Below are 18,776 nucleotides of genomic sequence, written 5' to 3' on the forward strand. Positions count from 1 at the left end.
GCCGGGGCATGCGATTCGGCGCCGGGCGCCTAGATCTCGATCTTCGAACCCAGTTCGACCACCGCGTTGTTCGGCAGGCCCAGGAAGGCCGCCGCACCGCTCGCGTTGTGGTGCATCTGCGCGAACAGCTTCTCGCGCCAGGGCGCCATGCCGCTGCCCAGCGTGGGGATCACGACGTCGCGCGAGAGGAAGTAGCTGGTCGTCATCGGCTCGAGCTGGCAGCCGCGCATGCGGGCATTGTCGAGCGCGCGCGGCAGGTCGATGTCGTTCTTGAAGCCGTAGTGCACGATCACCTGCCAGCAGTGGTTGCCCAGCGCATCGATCTCGATACGCTTGTCCATCGGGATCCAGGGCACCTCGTGGTTGCGCACGGTGACGAACATGTTCTGCTCGTGCAGCACCTTGTTGTGCTTGAGGTTGTGCAGCAGCGCGTTGGGCACCACGCCCGGCTCGGCGGTGAGGAACACGGCCGTGCCGTCGACGCGCGCGGGCGGGCTCATGAACACCGAATCGAGGAAGGACTTCAGGTCGATCGCATCGGCGTGCTGCGCCTCGCCCATGAGGCGGCGGCCTTCCTTCCAGGTGACCATCAGCGTGAACACAGCGCCGCCGATCAGCAGCGGGAACCAGCCGCCTTCGAACAGCTTGAGCAGGTTGGACGCGAAGAACAGGAAGTCGACCACGAAGAAGATCGCGGTCGCTCCGATGCACAGCAGCAGCGGCAGCTTCCAGGCGTAGCGGATCACGAAGAAGGTCAGGATCGTGGTGATCAGCATGTCGGTGGTCACGGCGATGCCGTAGGCCGCGGCCAGGCTGCTGGAGGTGCGGAACATCACGACCGCCATCACGATGGCGACGAACAGGCCCCAGTTGACCAGCGGGATGTAGATCTGGCCCGCGGTGCGCACGCTCGTGTGCTCGATGTTCAGGCGCGGCAGGTAGCCCAGCTGGATCACCTGGCGCGTGACGCTGAAGGCGCCGGTGATGAGCGCCTGCGAGGCGATCACCGTGGACAGCGTGGCCAGCAGCACCAGCGGAATGAGGGCCCATTCGGGCGCCATCATGAAGAATGGGTTCTTCACGGCCTCGGGGTTCTCCAGCAGCAGTGCGCCCTGGCCCAGGTAGTTGAGCGTGAGCGCCGGCATGACGACCGAGAACCACGCGATGCGGATCGGCTTCTTGCCGAAGTGGCCCAGGTCGGCGTACAGCGCCTCGGCGCCGGTCACGCACAGCACCATGGCGCCCAGCAGGATGAAGCTGGTGCCCGGGTTGTCCCAGATGAACTTCAGCGCATACCAGGGGTTCAGCGCCTTGATGATCTCGGGGTGGTGCAACACCTGCCACACGCCCAGCACGGCGATCGCCGCGAACCACGCCAGCGTGATCGGGCCGAAGAACTTGCCGATGCCCGCCGTGCCGCGCTTTTGCACCGCGAACAGGCAGAACAGCACGACCAGCGTGATCGGGATCACGTAGTGCTTGAAGTGCGGCGACACCACCTCCAGGCCCTCGACCGCCGACAGCACCGAAATGGCCGGCGTGATCACGCCGTCGCCGTAGAACAGCGAAGTGCCGAAGATGCCGACGATCAGCAGCAGCTGGCGCAGCCTCGGCTTGTCGGCCACGGCCTGGGAGGCCAGCGCGAGCATCGCGACCAGGCCGCCCTCGCCTTCGTTGTCGGCGCGCAGCACGAGCACGACGTACTTGATCGACACGATGACCGTGAGGGTCCAGAAGAACATCGACAGGATGCCGTAGACGTTCTCGACGGTGAACGGCACATGGCCGTGACCGAAGACTTCCTTGACCGCATAGAGGACGCTGGTGCCGATGTCGCCGTAGACGACGCCGATGGCGCCGACGATCAGGCCGGCAGAGATGGTTTTGGGGGCTGACACGAAGTCGATGGAAAAGGTTGGCTCGCAATGATCGACGCGTCAGTCACGCCGGGGTGCCGCGGCCGCGCCGCGCATCCCTCCGCCCTTTTGGTTCCGTTGCTGTGGGGCCGCTATTTTGCCGTTGCCCGCCCGGGCCGCAAGCCGGCCCTGTCGCTCATTCGTAGATTTCGGCGTCCGGGTCGGTCGCTTCCATCTCGTAGCTGGCCGCGACCATGGCCAGGCGGCCCACCACGCCATACATGTAAAAGCGGTTGGGCGCGCTGGCGCCGGGCTTGGCGCCCGGCTGCGGCAGCTGCGCGCTTTCCGAGAAGGCCAGCGGCACGTAGCTGGCGCCCGGCTGCTTCAGGTTCTCGTCGGCGGCGCGCTCGGCGTGCACGCGGTAGAAGCCGCCCACCACGTAGCGGTCCATCATGTAGACCACCGGCTCGGCCACGCCGTTGTGCACGCGCTCGTTGGTCAGCACGCCTTCCTGGACGATCAGCTCGGTGGGCTCGCGCAGGTCGCGGCCGGTGCTGGTCCTGGCCGGCGACGAGGTGGCGGTGCGCGACTTGCCGATCAGCGCCTCGACCTCCTTGGCATCGCGCACGGTCACCACGCCGGGACTGCCGCTGCCGCTGTGGCCGCCCTTGACGACCACGAAGGGCTTCTCGTTGATGCCGTATTCCTTGTACTTGCGGCGCACCTTGGTCAGCACCGCGTCCACATGGCTGGTCAGCACGTCGATGCCGCGGCCCTCGGCCACGTCGACGCCTTCGGCGCGCGCGTAGATCGGGTTGATCAGCCAGGGGTCGATGCCCAGCAGCTTGCCGAAGCGCTTGCACAGCTCTTCGTAGCTGTGCAGGTGGTTGCTCTTGCGGCGCACCGACCAGCCCGCATGCAGCGGCGGCAGCAGGTACTGCTCGTGCAGGTCTTCGAGGATGCCGGGCGTTCCTGCAGAAAGCTCGTTGTTCAGGAGAATTGTGCAGGGATCGAAGTTCTTCAGACCCAGGCGACGCTTGGAACGCACTACCGGCTCGAGCGTCACGGTCTCCCCGTTGGGCAGTTCGATCTTCTTGGGCGACTTGATGGCCGGATCGATCGACCCGATGCGCACATTGAGGCCCGCCATATGGAAGATGCGCACAAGTTGCGCGACGTTGGCGAGATAAAAGGTGTTTTTCGAGTGATTTTCAGGAATGACGAGCAGGTTGCGCGCCTCCGGGCAGATCTTCTCGATGGCCGCCTGCGCGGCCTGCACCGCCAGCGGCAGCATTTCCTTGGTGAGGTTGTTCCAGCCACCGGGGAACAGGTTGGTATCGACCGGGGCCAGCTTGAAGCCGGCATTGCGGATGTCGACGGCGCTGTAGAACGGCGGCGTGTGCTCCATCCACTCGAGGCGGAACCAGCGCTCGATGGCGGGCATCGAGTCGAGCACCCGCTGCTCCAGTTCGTTGATCGGGCCGGTCAGGGCGGTGACGAGATGCGGAACCATGCGGCGGCCTTCTTGGACTTGTACGGGAAAAGCTGAGCGGGATTGTAGGATTTGGGGCTGCCCGCGCGGATGACAAGCGGAAACACTGCGATTCCTTCAACGGCCCTGTTTTCGCCCACCGTCGTGCAGGACCTGCCTGCCTTCGCCCTCGGCGAAGCGACACGGCAGATGGCGCGGCACCCGCCACGGTGCCGCCAGCGTCAGCTGCGGGTTTCGCCCTGCCCGAGCACCACGTACTTGAGCGAGGTCAGGCCTTCGATGCCGACCGGGCCGCGTGCGTGGAACTTGTCGGTGCTGATGCCGATTTCGGCGCCCAGTCCGTACTCGAAGCCATCCGCGAAGCGTGTGCTCGCATTCACCATCACGCTGGCCGAATCGACCTCGCGCAGGAAGCGCTGGGCGTTGATGTGGTCGCGCGTGACGATCGCGTCGGTATGGTGGCTCGAATAGCGGTTGATGTGCGCAATGGCCTCATCGACCCCCGCCACCACCTTGATGCTGATGACGGCGGCCAGGTATTCCTCGGACCAGTCGGACTCGACGGCATCGAGCACCTTCGCCTGCGGATGGTGCGCCTCGCTGGCGCGCAGGATCGCGGCGGCGGCCGGGTCGCAGCGCATTTCCACGCCCTTGGCCGCGAAGATGGCGGCGATTTCGGGCAGGAAGTGATCGGCCACCGAAGCCGCCACCAGCAGGCCTTCGGCGGCGTTGCAGGGGCTGTACTTCTGGGTCTTGGCGTTGTCGACGATGCGCAGCGCCATGTCGAACTCGGCCGTGTCGTCCACGTACACGTGGCAGTTGCCGTCCAGGTGCTTGATGACGGGCACCTTGGCGTCGCGGCTGATGCGCTCGATCAGGCCCTTGCCGCCGCGCGGAATGATCACGTCGACGAACTCGGGCATGGCGATGAGCTGGCCCACGGCTTCGCGGTCGGTGGTCTGCACCAACTGCACCGCCTCGACCGGCAGGCCGGCTTCGGCCAGCGCCTCGGACACCAGCAGCGCCAGCGCCTTGTTCGACTCGATCGCTTCCGAGCCACCGCGCAGGATGGCCGCGTTGCCCGACTTGATGGCCAGGCTCGCGGCCTCGATGGTCACGTTGGGGCGGCTCTCGTAGATCATGCCGAAGACGCCGATCGGCACGCGCATCTGGCCCACGCGGATGCCGCTGGGCTGCTGCTTCATGCCGATGATCTCGCCGATCACGTCGGCCATACCGGCCAGCTGCTCACAGCCCTCGGCCACGGTCTCCAGGACCTTGGGCGTGAGCTTGAGCCGGTCGACCATCGGGGCCGACAGGCCGGCGGCGGTGGCACGCGCCAGGTCTTTCTCGTTGGCGACGGCCAGCGTGGGGCCGGCTTCGCGCAGGCGACGGGCCAGCGCCTTCAGCGCTCTGTTTTTGGTAGCTGCATCCGCACGGGCCATGAGGAATGCGGCGGTTTTGGCTTGCAGACCCAGGGTCTGCATGTGTTCGTTGACGTTGAACGCGTTCATGCCAACATTTTCCCACGCGGACCTTCGGCCCGGCTGACGCGGGCCTTTGGGTGACGGATCAGGCCCGGCGCGGTGCGGCGGAAGCTGTGCTGCACGCGCGGCACAGCATCAGCGCCAGCCGCTGCAGTGCCTGCCAGCCGCTGGCCGGCCAGTCGGGCTGCTTCAGGCCCTTGCAGATGCCGTCGACCAGATGGGCCGCGCGCAGCAGCCGGGTCAGCATGCGGTCATCCAGGCGCGGCAGCACGCGTTCGAAGGCGCGCTCGCGCGGGCCCCAGATGCGGTTCTCGCGCAGCGCCATCGGCAGCGGACGGCCGGCAGCCATCGCGTCCTTCACGCGCTTGAGGGCGCGGATGTCCTCGGCGATCGTGTAGTGCACCAGCACCTCGGCCTCGCCCTCGGCCTGCAGGCCGTCGAGCATGCGCGCCACGCGCTGCGGGTTGCCGGCCAGCACGGCCTCGGAGAGCTTGAACACGTCATAGCGCGCCACGTTGTTGACGGCGCCCTCGACCTGCTCCCAGCTCAGTTCGCCGGCGGGGTGCAGCAGCGCGAGCTTCTGGATTTCCTGGTGCGCGGCGAGCAGGTTGCCCTCCACGCGGTCGGCAAAGAACTGCAGCGTGCGCTGGCCTTCGTCGCCGGGCATCACGCGCTGGTTCTGCAACCCGAGGCGCTGGGCGATCCATTGCGGCAGCGCGCCGCGCTCGATGGGATCGACCTGGATGCTCACGCCGTTGTTCTCCAGCGCCGAGAACCAGGCGCCGGTGCGCGTGGCCTTGTCCAGGCGCGGCAGCATGACGATGGTGAGCGTGCCTTCGTTGCCGGCCGCCGATTCGGCCAGCTGCTGCAGCGCGACGCTGCCGTCCTTGCCGGGCTTGCCCGAGGGAATGCGGATCTCGACGATCTGCTTGTCGGCGAACAGCGAGAGCGAGCCCCCGGCCGCGAGCACCGCACTCCAGTCGAAGTGCGCGCCGGCCACAGTGTACGAGCTGCGCTCGGTGTGGCCCTGCGCACGCGCGGCGGCGCGGATGGCGTCGGCGGCCTCCTGCGCGAGCAGCGGCTCGTCGCCGTGGATCGTGTAGAGCGGCTTCAGGCCCTTTTGCAGGTGGGCACCGAGCTGGGCACTGGCAAGTTGCATGAAATGAACGGAATCGCGAACGGATACGACGCTTACAGCGACTGCACCGCCGCCAGCCGGCGCATCAACTGCTGCGCGATGTCGGCCTGCATGTCGCGGAACAGCAGTTCGGCCTCGCCTTCCTTGGCCAGCGCATTGGTTTCATTGAAGCTCAGGTCGCGCGTCTGCGAGACCTCGGACGCGGCCAGCAATTCCTTGCCGCCCGGCGTGCGCAGGCTGAAGCGGATGCGCAGGCGCAGCTGCAGTTCGCGCAGCAGACCGGCGGAGTTGGTGGAGATCACGAAGCGGTCGCGGTCCTCGCCCAGCACGACGAGCACGGCGTCGGCCGTGCTGGCCTGGTCCTTGGGCACCAGCGTCACGTTGCCGGCCGCGCGCAGCTCGCGCCGCAGCTGGTTGATGAGCGGCGTATTGCCTTCGAGCGACAGCGTCTTGAACGCGAAGGTCGGCGCCTTGCGCAGCGCGAAGCCGCAGCCGGACAGGGCCAGCGAAGCCCCCGCGGCACCGAGGCCCAGGAGAAAGCCGCGGCGCGGCTGCGAGGCATTGCGAATGTTCATGCGTCTGTCGTTTCCGTCGTTCTGCAGTGTCTGGGTCAGATGACCACGTTGACCAGGCGCCCGGGCACCACGATCACGCGCTTGGGCGCCGCGCCTTCGGCGAAGGCGACGAAGTCGTCGCAGGCGAGCGCCAACCGCTCGATCTCGTCCTTGGACGCGCCGGCCGGCACCAGCAGCTTGCCGCGCAGCTTGCCGTTGACCTGCAGCATGAGCTCGACTTCGTCCTGCACCAGCGCCGCCGCGTCGACCACGGGCCAGGGCGCATCGAGCAGGTCGCCCAGGTCCTTGTCGTAGCCGAGTTGCTGCCAGAGCTGGTGCGCGATGTGCGGCGTGGCCGGGTACAGGCAGCGCAGCAGGATGCCGAAGCCCTCGCGCGCGGCGGCCGCGTCGCCCGCGCTGCCGTCGGGCTTGAAGCCTTCGAGCGCGTTGAGCAGCTTCATCGCGCCCGACACCACCGTGTTGTATTGCATGCGCTGGTAGTCGTAGTCGACCTGGCGCAGCACGGTGTGCACCTCGCGCCGCAGCGCCTGGGCGGCCTTACCGAAGCTCTGGCCGGCGATCGCCACCGGCGCCACGTCGGCCTGGGCCACGCCGTAGTTCCACACGCGGCGCAGGAAGCGGTAGCTGCCTTCGACGGCCGCGTCGTTCCACTCCAGCGTAGCTTCGGGCGGCGCGGTGAACATGGTGTACAGGCGTGCGGTGTCGGCGCCGTACTTCTCGATCAGGTCCTGCGGGTCGACGCCGTTGCGCTCGCTCTTGCCCATCTTGCCGACGCCGCCGTACTCGACCTTCGTGCCGTCGGCCAGCGTGCCGCCGGTGATGCGGCCCTGCGCGTCGAGCACTGCCGTGACTTCGAGCGGCGGGAAGTAGTCCTTGCCGCCCTTCTCGTTGCGCTTGTAGAAGATGTGGTTGAGCACCATGCCCTGCGTGAGCAGCTTGGCAAAGGGCTCGTCGGCCTTCACCAGGCCCAGGTCGCGCATGACTTTGGTCCAGAAGCGTGCGTACAGCAGGTGAAGAATGGCGTGCTCGATGCCGCCGATGTACTGGTCCATCGGCATCCAGTAGTCGGCGCCGCCGGCCACCATCGCGTCGTCGTTGGCCGGGTCGCAATAGCGCATGAAGTACCACGACGAATCGACGAAGGTGTCCATCGTGTCGGTCTCGCGCCGCGCGGTCTTGCCGCACACCGGACAGGTCACGCCGGCGTGGAAGCCTTCGTGCTTGTTCAGCGGGTTGCCCGAGCCGTCCGGCACGCAGTCGGTCGGCAGCACCACGGGCAGGTCCTTCTCGGGGACCGGCACCGCGCCGTGTTCTTCGCAATGGATGATCGGGATCGGCGTGCCCCAGTAGCGCTGGCGGCTCACGCCCCAGTCGCGCAGGCGCCAGGTGGTCTGCAGTTCGCCCAGGCCCTTCTGGCCCAGCGCATGCGCCACGGCGGCCACGGCCTCCTTGTAGGACATGCCGCTGAAGTTGTCGGAGTTGATGGTCACGCCGCGCTGCTTGTCGCCGTACCAGTCCTGCCACTTGTGATAGTCGAAGTGCGGTTCGTCGTCGACCAGCACGACCTGGATGATCTCGATGCCGTACTTGTTGGCGAAGGCGAAGTCGCGTTCGTCGTGCGCGGGCACGCCCATCACGGCGCCGTCGCCGTAGCCGATGAGCACGTAGTTGCCCACCCACACCGGCACCAGTTCTTCGGTGATCGGGTGCTTGACGCTCAGGCCCGTGGGCACGCCCTTCTTTTCCTGCGTGGCGAGTTCGGCTTCGGTGGTGCCGCCGTTCTTGCACTCCTCGATGAAGGCCGCGACCTTGGGATCGAGCGTGGCGGCATGCGCGGCCAGCGGGTGCTCGGGCGCGACGGCGCAGAAGGTGACGCCCATGATGGTGTCGGCACGCGTGGTGAACACGTACATGCGGCCGTCCTGAATGAGCTTGCCGCTCGCGTCCTGGATGTCGTGCGTGAAGGCGAAGCGCACGCCCTCGCTCTTGCCGATCCAGTTTTCCTGCATCAGCTTGACGCGCTCGGGCCAGCCCGGCAGCTTGTGCTGGGTGTGCTCGAGCAACTCTTCGGCGTAGTCGCTGATCTTCAGGTAGTAGCCGGGGATCTCGCGGCGCTCGACCGTGGCGCCGGTGCGCCAGCCCTTGCCGTCGATCACCTGCTCGTTGGCCAGCACGGTCTGGTCGACCGGGTCCCAGTTCACGACCTGGGTCTTGCGGTAGGCGATGCCCTTTTCAAGCATCTTCAGGAACAGCCACTGGTTCCACTTGTAGTAGCTCGGATCGCAGGTGGCGATCTCGCGGCTCCAGTCGATCGCCAGGCCCATGGCCTGGAGCTGGCCCTTCATGTAGGCGATGTTCTCGTAGGTCCACTTGGCCGGCGGCACGCCGTTCTTCAGCGCCGCGTTCTCGGCCGGCAGGCCGAAGGCGTCCCAGCCCATGGGCATCAGCACGTTATAGCCGCTCATGCGCAGGTAGCGCGTGAGCATGTCGTTGATCGTGTAGTTGCGCACGTGGCCCATGTGCAGCTTGCCGCTGGGGTACGGCAGCATCGAACAGGCGTAGTACTTCTTGCGACCCGCGTCCTCGGTGACGCGGTAGACATCGGCGGCGCGCCATTGCGCCTGGGCAGCGGACTCGACGTCGCTGGGTTTGTAGCTGGGGTTCATGACATCTCGGCAGGGCCCGGCTCGACGGCGGCCGGGAAGGCGGATTATCGCGCCGGAGCGCAACGTCCCCAGGTACCGTGCCGGAATCAGCCCCTTTCGTGCGGCGGCGGTGCGGGTACCCACTCGTCGCCGAACAGTTCCGGCTCGCTGTAGGCCTCCAGGTTGGCCCAGTGATGGGCCGCATCTTCCCGGTAGAACAGGCTGGCCAGCCCCGCCGCCAGGCGCCGCGCGCCGTCGCTGATGGCCGGAATGTCGCCCGAGACCGTGCCGTGCGACAGCGCCGCCGGGTAGCAGAAGCAGTGAATGCGCCCCAGGCCCGGGCAGGCGCCGGGCGCGTTTTCCTGGAATTCGAAGGCCGGCCCGAGGTCAGGCGAATCGGCCAGTTCGCGGTCTTCGTCGCCAGGCGCGGGGGTGAAACGGTCTTTCCAGGTGCGGATGTGGGCGGCGATGCCCGCGAATTCGGGGCGGACGGCCCAGTCGACCTGGAAGCCGGTCGACACGATCAGGAAGTCGAACACGAACTCGCCCTTGGGTGTGGCCACGCGCAGCGCCTCGCCCTGCGGCTCGACGGCCAGAATGGGGCAGCCGAAGTTGAAGAAGGCATTGGCGTGCCGCGACACCCGCAGCGTGCTGCCGTGCGGCGGCGGCACGTTCAGCACGTTGATGTAGTGGCGGATGCGCCATTTCAGCTCGTCTGGGAGGTCGTAGTGCCCCTGCGTGAGCCCCGGCACGCCTGCCCCCTTGCCCTTGTTGACGCGCGGCAGGTCGGGCCGGCGGATCAGCAGCTCGACGCTGTGCGCGCCGGCTTCGAGCGCGGTGGCGGCGCTGTCCATGGCCGAGGAGCCCGCGCCGACGACGCCCACGCGCAGGCCCTGGAGCCGCCCGTAGTCCATGTCGTCGGAGGAATGCGCCCATTTCGCGCGCGGCAGGCCGTCGACGAACGCCGGCACGGCCGGGCCGCCGAGGCCGTCGCGGCCGGTGGCCAGTACCACGCGGCGCGCCAGCACGCGGCGTTCGCCCGCAGGCGTGCGCAGGTCGAGGCGCACGGCGGTTCCGTCGGGCAGCGGATCGAGCGCCGTCACGGTGGTGTCGTTGCGCACGTCCACGTCCATCACGCGGCGGTACCAGACGAGGTAGTCCATCCACTGCAGGCGCGGAATCTTGTCCAGCGCGGCCCAGGCCTCGGTGCCGAACTGCGCCTCGAACCAGGCGCGGAAGGTCAGTGACGGCAGGCCCAGCGCGGGGCCGGTCAGCTCCTTGGGCGAGCGCAGGGTCTCCATGCGCGCGGTGGTGGCCCAGGGGCCTTCGCGTCCGGCGGGTGCGCGGTCGAAGATCACGGCGCGGATGCCTTGCTGCGCCAGGGCGGCAGCCGCGGCCAGGCCGGCCTGGCCGCCGCCGACGATGGCCACGTCGAGCACGGTTTCGCCGTCGACTTCGCGTGGCGGCATCCAGGACTTGGCCGGCCAGCCCAGGTAGCCGAGGTCCTGGGCGAGGCGGCGCTCCAGCACGGCGAGCCCGATGGGCGAAGCGGAAAAAGAGGAAGCGGAATCGTCTGTGGTCATCTTGCGAAAGAAAGCGGCGCGGGCATGGCCGGAGCCGAGTGCGCTCCGAAAGGAAGGCCTCAACGCCCCGGTTTGGCGGCCGCTTCGGCCTCTGTGACGAAGCCGATGCGGCTGAGCCCGGCCTTGTTGGCGATGCCCATGAGTGCGACGACCTTGCCGTAGGGCACGGTCTGGTCGGCGCGCAGCTGCACCTCGGTGTCCTTGCTGTCGGCGGCGGCCTTCTCGAGCCGGGCGGTCAGCTCTTCGTCGGTCACAGGCTGGTCGTTGAGAAACACCTTGCCGGACGCGTCGACCGACAGGCTCACGAACTTGGGCGTGTCGTTGGGCTGGCCGGCGTCGGTCTGCGGCAGGTCGAGCTTGATCGAGCTGGCCATCAGCGGCGCCGTGATGATGAAGATCACCAGCAGCACCAGCATCACGTCGACCAGCGGCGTGACGTTGATGTCCGACAGCGGGCGCTGCCCGCCCGCGCCCATGGCCCGCCCGCCGCCGCTGGCGCTGCTGCCGAGGGAAGTGCGTCCGAATGCCATGGTGAAAAGGAAAACGACGGCGCGCGGCAGCCCTAGACGGGCATCGGCCGTGCGGGCGGCGGTGCGGCGGGCGCCGGCGCTTCGCCGAAGCTGCCGAGCAGGTCGTGCGCGAAGCCCTCGAGCTCGGCCTCGACGCGGCCCACGACGCGGCCGAACACGTTGTAGGCCAGCACCGCCGGAATGGCGACCGCGAGGCCGAAGGCCGTCATGACAAGCGCCTCGCCGACCGGCCCGGCCACCTTGTCGATGGTGAAGCCGCCGGTCTGGCCCGCGATGCCCGCCAGCGCGCCGTAGATGCCCCAGACCGTGCCGAGCAGCCCGACGAAGGGCGCGGTGGCACCGACCGTGGCCAGCAGGATCTGTCCGGCCTGCAGGCGCCGCAGCGCGCCGTGCAGCGCATCGCGCAGCACGCGCGTGAGGCGCTGGTTGCGATCGACCGTGGCGCCCAGCGTGCCGCCGGGGGCCTCGGTGGCGGCATGGCGCAGCGCGGCCACGGCGGGCCGCACGAGTTCGGCGCGGTCGAAGGCCTGGAGCTTCTGCTCGGCCTCGACCAGGGTGGCCGACTGCCAGAACGCCGCGATGCTGCGCAGCACGTCGCGCGTGCCGCCACGCAGCAGCCAGGCCTTCCAGAGGATCACGACCCAGCTCGCGATCGACATTGCGAGCAGCAGCGCGGCCACCGAACGGCTGACGCCGTCACCGTGGGTCAGCAGTTCGAGCACGCTCATTCGCGTCCTTGGTTGTGGTGCGCCTGCTTAGCGCAGACCCAGCACGTCGAACATGTCGAACAAGCCGTTGCGCTGGCCGCTCAGGAAGCGCACCGCACGCAGCGCGCCCTGCGCGTAGGTCACGCGGCTGGACGACTTGTGGGAGATCTCGATGCGCTCGCCGATGCCCGCGAACAGCACGGTGTGGTCGCCCACGATGTCACCGCCGCGGATCGTGGCGAAGCCGATGGTCGACGGGTCGCGCTCGCCCGTGATGCCTTCGCGGCCGTACACGGCGCAGTCCTTGAGGTCGCGGCCCAACGCGTCGGCGATCACCTCGCCCATCTTGAGCGCGGTGCCTGAGGGAGCATCGACCTTGAAGCGGTGATGGGCCTCGACGATCTCGATGTCGTAGCCGGTCGACATCGCGCGGGCAGCCATGTCGAGCAGCTTGAGCGTGACGTTGACGCCTACGCTCATGTTGGGCGCCATCATGATGGCGATGTCCTTGGCGATCTCGGCGATCTCGGCCTTCTGCGCATCGCTGAAGCCGGTGGTGCCGATCACGGCCTGCACGCCCAGTTCGCGGCATACGGCGAGGTGCGCCATCGTGCCTTCGGGGCGGGTGAAGTCGATGAGCACCTGCGCGTCCTGCAGGCCGGTGCGCAGGTCCGCCACGATGGGCACGCCGCTGGTGAAGCCCAGGAAGGCCGCGGCATCGGCGCCGATGGCGTCGCTGCCCGCGATGTCGAGCGCGCCGGCCAGCCGGCAGTCGGGCGCGTTGCGCACGGCCTCGATCAGCATGTGGCCCATGCGGCCGGACGCGCCGGCAATCGCCACCCGGCGCAGCACGGGGGCGGAAGAAGAGGAAACGGAAGAGGAGGTGGTCGTCGGTTCAGTCACGGGAATCCGGTCTTTCAAAAGTCCCTGAGGGAGCCATGGACACCGACGTCAGCCGACCGGCCCAGCGGGCACCGCCCGCAGGAGGGTGGCCGCCGCCGGAGCCCTTGCCGCGCACGCTCAGCGCGCGGCTTCGAGCGGGGGGTAGGCGGCCGGCAGCGCAGGCAGGGGGGCCGCCGGGGTACCGGTGGTGTCGGCTTTCTTGTCGTCCTTGGGCGCGTATTTCTTGAGCTCTTCTTCGGTGGCCTCGAGCTGCGGCACCTTGCCGCTCTTGCGGCGGGTGTCGAGCGTGGCGACGAACTCTTCTTCGCTGGGCATCTCGTCGCCCTCGAAGCGGTCCATCAGTTCGCCGTTGAAGAACACGGTCAGGCGGCGCTCCTGCGGATCGACGCCCTGGCGGCGGATCGTGAAGACGTAGTCCCAGCGGTTGGCATGGAAGACGTCGTTCAGCAGCGAAGTACCGAGGATCTCGCGCACCTGCTGGCGCGACATGCCGGGCTTGAGCGCCGCGACCTGTTCCTTCGACACGAAATTGCCCTGCACCACTTCGACTTTGTAGGGGGTGACGGCAGACAGCACGCCACGCGAGCGTTCGCTGAAACCGCTGCAGGCACCGAGGACAAGCGTCGCCGCAACGGCAGCAACCAGCAACCAGGGCCGGCGTTGGAGGATGGCAGGCATGGGAGAAGAGGGGGGTAGCGATATGATCGAACATTGTAGCGGCCGAGCCTGAAGGGCCGGCCTCAGCCCAGGCTCAGGAACCATCATGGCCAACATCGACGAACTCAAGAACACCGGCCTCAAGGCCACCTTGCCGCGACTGAAGATCCTCGAGATCTTCCAGACCGGCAGCCAGCGCCACATGACGGCGGAAGACGTCTTTCGCGTGCTGCTCAACGAACACTCCGACATCGGCCTCGCCACCGTGTACCGCGTGCTGACGCAGTTCGAGCAGGCCGGCATCCTCGAACGCAGCCACTTCGAAAGCGGCAAGGCGGTCTACGAACTCAACGAAGGCACGCACCACGACCACCTGGTCTGCACCTCGTGCGGCAAGGTCGAGGAGTTCTACGACGCCGAGATCGAGCGCCGCCAGCAGATGATCGCCAAGGACAAGGGCTGGGTCCTGCAGGACCACGCCATGTCGCTGTACGGCCTGTGCGGCGACTGCGTCAAGAAGCGCTGACCCGAGAGCGACCGAAAGCCCTTCCAGCCCTTCAGCTGGAAGGGCTTTTTCTTTGCCTCAGTCCGGATCGCGTCCGCTCTCCATCGCCTTGTGGTGGCGCGCCACGAAGTCGGCATAGGTGTCGATGCCGCGCAGCTGCAGGATCGAATTGCGCACCGCCGCCTCCACCAGCACGGCGATGTTCCGCCCCGCCACCACCTGGATGATGACCTTGCGCACCGGGATGCCCAGCACGTCCTGCGTGAGCGGCGCCGAGGGCATCCGCTCGTAGTCGCGCTCGAAGCTGTCGCGCCGCACGAGGTGCACGATGAGCTTCAGGCGCATCTTCCGGCGCACCGCCGTCTCGCCGAAGATCGCGCGGATGTCCAGCAGGCCGATGCCGCGCACTTCCAGCAGGTTCAGCAGCAGGTCGGGGCAGCGACCTTCGATGGTGTTCTGGTTGATGCGGTACAGGTCGACCGCGTCATCGGCCACAAGGCCGTTGCCGCGCGAGATCAGCTCCAGGCCCAGCTCGCTCTTCCCGAGACCGGATTCGCCCGTGATCATCACGCCCATGCCCAGGATGTCCATGAACACGCCGTGCATCGAGGTGCGCTCGGCGAAGTGCTTGGACAGGTAGGCGCGCAGCAGGTCGATCACGAAGGCCGACGATTCGCGCGTGGCAAAGAGCGGCAGCTGGGCGCGCTCGCAGATCGACAGCAGCTCGTCGGGCGCGGCCTGGCCGTCGGCCAGCACCAGCATCGGCGGCTCGAGCGTGACGATGCGGCCGATGCGGCGCACGCAGTCTTCCTTGCTGCCGCGCGTGAGGTAGGCCACCTCGCGCGCACCGAGGATCTGCACGCGGTACGGGTGGATGTAGTTCAGGTAGCCGACCAGGTCGGCGGCCGACTGCGCGCGGCTGATGACGTCAGGGTCGAACTGGCGCTCCGAGGCACCGAGCCCCGCAAGCCATTCCCAACGGAGCGACCCGCGGAACTCCTCGAACATGGCATCGGCGCTGATGACGGTCGGCTTCATGCGTTCAGGGGGCGACGCTTACACATCAGAGTGGGGGCAGGCCAGAATACCGCGGAACCGGCTTTGCCGGGCCGCAGGTATTGCCCCCGGTAGGGGGTTGGCAAAGCGACACGAAGTGCGCGAAGCCTGGGGACGAGCCACCTTACGCGACCTGGGTCGATTGCCAGCCGGCAATGAGGCCGTGCAGCGCAGCGGCGTCGGTGCTGGACTTGATCTGCTCGCGCAAGCCGGCATCGCTCAGCAGCTCGGCGATTTCGGACAGGATTTCGAGGTGCTTCTGCGTGGCCGCTTCGGGCACCAGCAGGAAGATCAGCAGCGCCACGGGCTGCTCGTCGGGAGCGTCGAAGCCGATGGGGTTCGCCAGCTGGAACACCGCGGCCATCGGCGCCTTCAGGCCCTTGATGCGGCCATGGGGAATGGCGACGCCGTGGCCCAGACCGGTGGAGCCGAGGCGCTCGCGTGCGAACAGGCTGTCGGTGATGAGGGCACGGCCCAGGCCGTGAAGGCTCTCGAACAGCAGGCCGGCTTCTTCGAAAGCACGTTTCTTGCTGGTAGCGTCAACGCTCACGAGCACTTGAGCGGGCGGCAGGATGGACGCGAGGCGATTCATGGTGGGTGCAGAGCGGGGGCGATTATGCACCTCCTTGGTAAAAACCCCCAGTACCCCTAATTACTTTCGTCTACATGTGTTGCCGTGAGGCGTCGCTTCCTCGGGAGGCCTTGCAAAGCCCTACCAATGTGGTCGGACAAACAAAAGGCCGCCCGAAGGCGGCCTGAGATGCGGGGGCGCGGGGCCCGGCTTACATCACGCGCTTGGGGGCCGCGTGGTGATGGTCCTGCAGGCGGTCCTTGTGGCGGACCACCTGGCGGTCCAGCTTGTCGACCAGGTCGTCGACTGCGGCATACAGATCAGCGTGGCTCGATTCCGCGAACATGTCACTGCCCTTGACGTGGATGTTGCATTCCGCCCTTTGGCGGCGTTCCTTTTCCTTCTGCTTTTCCACCGTGAGGATCACCTTGACATCGACCACCTGGTCGAAATGTCGCGTGATCCGGTCCAGCTTGCTCGTGACGTAATTGCGCAAGGCAGGTGTGACGTCGAGGTGATGACCGCTGATCGTCAAATTCATGAATGACCTCCTGAGAATTGACGGTTGGGGAAATGACCGCGCTCCGGAATGAAGCGTGGCCGGCGAAACAGGTGTGGTTGGGAGAGGGGGGAGAAGAAGAGAGATGAAGAAAGGGGGCGGTCGGATTCACTATGCCCAAGCTGTCACGGTATTGCAATACCGGGGCTTGCCCGAGTGACGGGGTCGTGAATTGCATGCCCTAATCCGCTATTGATTCCATAGCTGGCCGCGTGCATCGGCCTGCCCTTGCGGCACTTTGGAAGCAAGTGTTTCCACGTGCCGCGCGCAGTGACCCTCACGCCCGAAGGGCCGATCCGCTCAGCGCCAGGCGGCGCGCATGCGGTTGCGCAGGTCGATCACCGCGGCCGGAGGCGGCACGGCGGGCGGCAGCACCGGTGGCGACGGCCAGGTCTGCAGCTCGAAGCCTGCGAGGTCGGCCTCCGTGATGAAACGGGTGCGGTTGGCATACAGGTGCCGGTCGCCACGTGCGGCCTGCTGCGTGACGTGAAAGCGCTGCGGCATCACCAGGTGCAGGTGGTCGCGGGCCCGCGTCATCGCCACGTAGAGGAGGCGCCGCTCTTCCTCCAGTTCGTGCGCGCCCTGCGCCACATCGGCCGGCATGCAGCCGTCGACCACGTTGATCACGTGCACCGAATTCCACTCCTGGCCCTTGGCCGAATGGATGGTCGACAGGATCAGGTAGTCCTCGTCGAGCGAGGGCGGACCGGGCCGGTCGCTGGTGGCTTCGGGCGGATCGAGCGTGAGCTCGGTCAGGAAGCGCTCGCGCGAGCCGTAGCCGGCCGCCAGCCGCGCCAGTTGCTCGACGTCGGCGCGCCGCACGCCCGAGGTGTCTTCGTACAGCCGCTCCAGGTGCGGCTGGTACCACTGCATCGCCACATCCACATCGGCCGGCCACTTCAGGGACGGCTCACGCAAGGCGGCATAGGCCTGCGCGAAGTCGGCCCACTGCTCACGCGCCGCCGACGGCGGCACGAAGTCGCGCACGGCCGCGGCCGGATCGGCTGCCTGGTCCATCGCGTCGAGCAGCCGCGCGCCGGTGGCCGGGCCCACGCCGGGAATGAGCTGCGTGACCCGGAAACCCGCCATGCGCCCCCGCGGGTTCTGCGCGAAGCGCAGCACGGCGAGCAGGTCCTTCACATGCGAGGCTTCGAGAAACTTGAGCCCGCCGAACTTCACGAACGGGATGTTGCGCCGCGCCAGCTCCAGTTCGAGCGCCGCGCTGTGCGACGAGGTGCGAAACAGCACCGCCTGCGACTTCAGCGCCAGCCCGCCTTCGCGGTGCGCCAGGATCTTGTCGGCCACCCAACGTGCCTGCCCGGCCTCGTCGGGCACGAGCACCAGCACCGGCTTGCCGGCCGAGGGCTTGTCGGTCCACAGCGTTTTGGCGTGCCGCTCGGCGGCCTGCGCGATGACGCGGTTCGACACGTCGAGGATCGGCTGCGTCGAGCGGTAGTTGCGCTCCAGCGTGACGACACGCGCCTCCTGCGTGAACTGCGAGGGAAAGTCGAGGATGTTGCGCACCGTGGCGCCGCGGAACGAGTAGATCGACTGTGCGTCGTCTCCCACCACCGTCACGCCGCGCCCGTCGGGCTTCATCGCCTGCAGGATCGCGGCCTGCAGCAGGTTGGTGTCCTGGTATTCGTCGACCAGCACATGGTCGAAGCGCGCGCCGACGTGCGCGGCCAGCGCGGGCTCGGCGACCATCTCGGCCCAGTAGAGCAGCAGGTCGTCGTAGTCGAGCACGTTCTGCTGCTGCTTGGCCTCGACGTACGCGCCGAACAGGTTCTTGAGTTCGGCCTCCCACTCCGCGCACCAGGGAAAGGTCTCGTTCAGCACGACGGCCAGCGGCGCGCGCGTGTTGACGCAGCGCGAGTAGATCGACAGGCAGGTGCCCTTGCGTGGAAAGCGGTTGACCGTGGAAGACAGCCCGAGCTCGTGCCGCACCAGCCCCATCAGGTCTTCGGCGTCGCCGCGGTCGTGGATGGTGAAGTTCTCGTCGAGTCCGATCTGGGCGGCGTATTCGCGCAGCAGCCGCGCGCCGATGCCGTGGAAGGTGCCGGCCCACGGCAGCGCCGGCGGCCGCTCCGACTTCAGGCCCAGCACCCGCGCCAGCACCTGACCCGCGCGGCGCTCCATTTCCTGCGCCGCGCGGCGCGAGAAGGTGAGCAGCAGCAGGCGCTGCGGATCGACCCCGCCCGCGATCAGGTGCGCGACCCGATGCGCCAGCGTGCTGGTCTTGCCCGAGCCGGCGCCGGCGATCACGAGCAGCGGCCGTTGGTCGCCGCCGACTGCCGCGCCCACGCCGTGTTCCACCGCCGCGCGCTGGTCGTCGTTGAGCGCGGCGAGCGCCGCGGCCAGGCGCTCGGCTTGCGTCTTAGGAGGGGCGGAAAGAACGGGGGACGCAGGGGTCTGCATGGGCACGACTGTACTGTATGTCCGTCCAGTTCAGGTGCCTTGCTGCCCTGTGGCCAGTGACATAATCGCGCCTCGCTGCAACCGGAGACTCCCC

General features: G+C 67.7%; 16 protein-coding genes. 1 reads left to right on the plus strand and 15 read right to left on the minus strand.

Annotated features, from left to right (window positions below):
* Positions 1–29: 29 nt before the first annotated feature.
* The 11 genes from D3H34_RS13695 to D3H34_RS13745 all read right to left on the minus strand — a co-directional run bounded on the left by D3H34_RS13695 (position 30) and on the right by D3H34_RS13745 (position 13,594).
* On the minus strand, positions 30–1,898 hold the full coding sequence (locus D3H34_RS13695) for a potassium transporter Kup (RefSeq protein WP_119554057.1): 1,869 nt from the start codon (positions 1,896–1,898) through the stop codon (positions 30–32).
* Positions 1,899–2,052: 154 nt separating this feature from the next.
* The gene (gene gshA / locus D3H34_RS13700) at positions 2,053–3,369 is read right to left on the minus strand and encodes a glutamate--cysteine ligase (RefSeq protein ID WP_119554058.1); all 1,317 of its coding nucleotides are present in this window, start codon (positions 3,367–3,369) and stop codon (positions 2,053–2,055) included.
* 200 nt (positions 3,370–3,569) lie between these two features.
* On the minus strand, positions 3,570–4,862 hold the full coding sequence (locus tag D3H34_RS13705) for a glutamate-5-semialdehyde dehydrogenase (protein ID WP_119554059.1): 1,293 nt from the start codon (positions 4,860–4,862) through the stop codon (positions 3,570–3,572).
* A gap of 58 nt (positions 4,863–4,920) precedes the next feature.
* On the minus strand, positions 4,921–5,994 hold the full coding sequence (gene holA, locus D3H34_RS13710; protein ID WP_119554060.1) for a DNA polymerase III subunit delta: 1,074 nt from the start codon (positions 5,992–5,994) through the stop codon (positions 4,921–4,923).
* Positions 5,995–6,026: 32 nt separating this feature from the next.
* Positions 6,027–6,548 carry an LPS-assembly lipoprotein LptE gene (locus D3H34_RS13715; RefSeq protein ID WP_119554061.1) on the minus strand — a complete coding sequence of 174 codons (522 nt, stop codon included), beginning with the start codon at positions 6,546–6,548 and terminating at the stop codon, positions 6,027–6,029.
* Between the two features lie 35 nt (positions 6,549–6,583).
* Entirely contained in the window at positions 6,584–9,214 is a 2,631-nt protein-coding gene (leuS, locus tag D3H34_RS13720) for a leucine--tRNA ligase (protein ID WP_119554062.1), read from the minus strand.
* Between the two features lie 86 nt (positions 9,215–9,300).
* Complete coding sequence (locus tag D3H34_RS13725) at positions 9,301–10,776, minus strand: flavin-containing monooxygenase (RefSeq protein WP_119554063.1); 1,476 nt, start codon at positions 10,774–10,776, stop codon at positions 9,301–9,303.
* A gap of 59 nt (positions 10,777–10,835) precedes the next feature.
* On the minus strand, positions 10,836–11,306 hold the full coding sequence (locus tag D3H34_RS13730; protein WP_119554064.1) for an ExbD/TolR family protein: 471 nt from the start codon (positions 11,304–11,306) through the stop codon (positions 10,836–10,838).
* Between the two features lie 32 nt (positions 11,307–11,338).
* Positions 11,339–12,034, minus strand: a complete 696-nt coding sequence (locus D3H34_RS13735) for a MotA/TolQ/ExbB proton channel family protein (RefSeq protein ID WP_119554065.1) — start codon at positions 12,032–12,034, stop codon at positions 11,339–11,341.
* A 27-nt stretch (positions 12,035–12,061) separates the two neighbouring features.
* Entirely contained in the window at positions 12,062–12,862 is an 801-nt protein-coding gene (dapB, locus tag D3H34_RS13740) for a 4-hydroxy-tetrahydrodipicolinate reductase (RefSeq protein WP_434057686.1), read from the minus strand.
* 171 nt (positions 12,863–13,033) lie between these two features.
* Complete coding sequence (locus D3H34_RS13745; RefSeq protein ID WP_119554067.1) at positions 13,034–13,594, minus strand: outer membrane protein assembly factor BamE; 561 nt, start codon at positions 13,592–13,594, stop codon at positions 13,034–13,036.
* Positions 13,595–13,679: 85 nt separating this feature from the next.
* On the opposite strand from D3H34_RS13745, the gene fur reads away from it, so the two are divergent.
* A complete protein-coding gene (gene fur / locus D3H34_RS13750; protein ID WP_062481042.1) occupies positions 13,680–14,099 on the plus strand; it encodes a ferric iron uptake transcriptional regulator in 420 nt (139 codons plus the stop codon).
* Between the two features lie 57 nt (positions 14,100–14,156).
* Here the strand turns inward: fur and hprK are convergent, their stop codons facing one another.
* From hprK to D3H34_RS13770, 4 genes are all read right to left on the minus strand, one after another.
* Positions 14,157–15,116, minus strand: coding sequence for an HPr(Ser) kinase/phosphatase (gene hprK / locus D3H34_RS13755; protein ID WP_062481041.1), 960 nt, complete (start codon positions 15,114–15,116; stop codon positions 14,157–14,159).
* Between the two features lie 142 nt (positions 15,117–15,258).
* Positions 15,259–15,726, minus strand: coding sequence for a PTS sugar transporter subunit IIA (locus tag D3H34_RS13760; protein WP_042581318.1), 468 nt, complete (start codon positions 15,724–15,726; stop codon positions 15,259–15,261).
* Between the two features lie 190 nt (positions 15,727–15,916).
* A complete protein-coding gene (gene hpf / locus D3H34_RS13765) occupies positions 15,917–16,246 on the minus strand; it encodes a ribosome hibernation-promoting factor, HPF/YfiA family (protein WP_119554068.1) in 330 nt (109 codons plus the stop codon).
* A gap of 318 nt (positions 16,247–16,564) precedes the next feature.
* Positions 16,565–18,682, minus strand: a complete 2,118-nt coding sequence (locus tag D3H34_RS13770) for an ATP-dependent helicase (protein ID WP_119554069.1) — start codon at positions 18,680–18,682, stop codon at positions 16,565–16,567.
* Positions 18,683–18,776: the final 94 nt, after the last annotated feature.

The sequence above is a fragment of the Acidovorax cavernicola genome (genome assembly GCF_003581445.1).